Origin of the sequence: Helicobacter sp. UBA3407, assembly GCF_949747025.1 — a bacterium.
Taxonomy (GTDB): Bacteria; Campylobacterota; Campylobacteria; order Campylobacterales; family Helicobacteraceae; genus Helicobacter_D; species Helicobacter_D ganmani.
The window spans coordinates 1-2,370 of sequence record NZ_CATKCB010000201.1 but is presented as its reverse complement, the minus strand read 5'-3'; the positions used below and the strand labels follow the sequence as shown (position 1 = coordinate 2,370).

General features: G+C 38.7%; 1 protein-coding gene. It reads left to right on the top strand.

The window, feature by feature from the left end:
• Nucleotides 1-145: 145 nt before the first annotated feature.
• The coding region (locus tag Q1553_RS07315; RefSeq protein WP_300842868.1) for a flagellar hook-basal body complex protein at nt 146-2,370 on the top strand (2,225 nt) is incomplete at its 3' end.

The following is a 2,370-nucleotide window of genomic DNA, read 5'->3' as shown; positions in this document are numbered from 1 at the left end:
GAACTTGGACGTGGTGAGGTGCAAAGTGTGCTCTATGACAAAGGTGTGCCTTATTTGAAACTTGGTGAAATGGTAATTCCAATTACTTACGCACATACTTTTCAACCTAAAAGTTAATCATTAAAATGTATGGAAAGGATTTCTAATGGTCGGTGCATTTTATAATGGAATTAGTGGAATTAGAACCCATCAATTTGGGATTGATTCCACTTCTAATAATATCGCAAATGTTAATACGGTGGGTTACCGCGCAAATTTACCAGAGTTTAAAAGTCTTTTTGCAACAAGTATGAGTTATGTGAATGCAAATTCTCCAATTTCTAATGATTACAACTATGGTTCTACCATAGGCTCTAATGCTATCAATGCGAATGATGGGACTTATGTTAGTGCAGAGGGAGACTTTAATGTTGCTTATAGTGGCAAAGGTTGGTTTGTCGTTGGGCTTAACAAAAATGGTGCTTTTGATATTAACGCGCCAGTTTATAATGGAACACAACAAAATTACTTTACACGTGATGGCTCTTTTAGTTTAGATGGTGAGGGTTATTTGGTTAATTCTAGTGGCTATTATATGTATGGGATTAATCTAGGTAAAATTGCAGCTGACGGAACAATGACGGGCACAAATAACTTAGAGGGAGATTATGCAGGACTTTCTGGTTCTAATCTACAACCTTTACAAATTCCCAAAAATCTTACTTATAAGCCTACTTTAACAACAGAAGTGGGATTGTCTATCAACCTAAACCGCACACAAAATCCTAAAGGAATCGGAAATTTAAAAGATGAGAATGATAATTTTAGTATGGATAAATTCCTTACTCAAGACTTGAATGCGTTAATGAACGCTAAAGGAGAGTTACTAGATCCTAAAAATTATAAAGATATTAATATAAGTCTTGAGAGAGGAGGAGTTACGACAAAATACACTTTTACTTATGGTGGAGCAGAAAATGGCTTTAAAACAATAGGCGAATTAATGAATCTTATCAAAGAACAAACCGGTTTGACTTTGGGCTTAAAGCTAGATAGTGAGGGGAACCCTAGCGACTGCTCTTTGTATCTTAGCAATGGGGGAATGCAAGATGTAAAGGTAAGTATTAATGGCAAGCTTGCAGACAAATTGGGATTAAAGTCTAGCAATAATAACTTGGAATCTGCTTTTGGTAGCGCAATTCAAGGCTTTGTGGATAACACAGAATATCAAAATCAAGCACTTGTAAAATACAATGGTATGATTTTCCAAAAAAATGGAGACGGAATCGCTAATGGGAATCCTTTGGATAATCCTGATGGTTGGACGCTTGTAGATAGTAGCGGAGTACCTGCTTATCAAGGAGCGCAAGCAAAAGAGTATAAACAAGATGAACTTGTCATCAGTGAAGGTAAAGTTTATAGAAAATTAACAAACGATGTAACAGAAGTGACTAATCCAATCACAGGAGAAGTTACGATTGCTGCTCCAGAGGAGGACGCAGCAAATTGGGAAGAAGTCGCCAATGCAACCTTAGGAGAAGTGCAAGAATATACCGCAGGGACAACTTACGCGCAAGATTCTATTGTGAGTTACAATGGAATCTTGTATCGCAAAACCAATGGTGCGGGGGATACCAATCCCGCAGAGGATAATAGGGGTTGGAGTATTCTAAGTGTCGCAAGCATTAGCAGCACGCAACTCCAAGTGCCTACCTATGAGACAAACACTGAGATTTATAGTGATTCTGGTGAGAAGTTTATTTTAAAAACGCAATACATTTTAGTAGAACAAGCAAACAGAGATGTAACGCCTGAAGTGTTAGAGCGTTGGGAAGTGCGAAGCAGTATTTATGACGGAGTTGGAAAAGTAATGATTAGCGAGAATCCTACGATTAGTGAAATTACTTTTAATGACGATGGAAGCGCAAATGCTGAAATCTTTGAAGTGCCTTTTAATGGCGGAAACGTGCGTGTGGATTTGACGCAATCTGCTGATGGCAAAACTTCAAGCAACTTTGCTTATGCGGATTCTGATACAAAATCTACTACACAAGATGGCACTGCAGCGGGCACAATGAAAGACATTGTGATTGATGAAAATGGAATCATTATGGTGAATTTCACAAATGGCAAATTAGAGCCAATCGGACGCTTCGGGGTGGCTGCATTTGTGAATGACCAAGGATTGAGTAAAGTGGGTGGAAATCTCTTTCAGATGAATGCACGCACGATTAATGGAGAAACTGCTGTTGTCAGCGGTCCTCCGCTACTTGCTTGGGAAGAGGGTGGATTGGCAGCCTTGAAATATGGAAAAGTTTTAGACCATATGCTTGAAACAAGCAACGCAGATACAGGAACTGCTTTAACCGATTTGATTGTCTATCAAAGAGG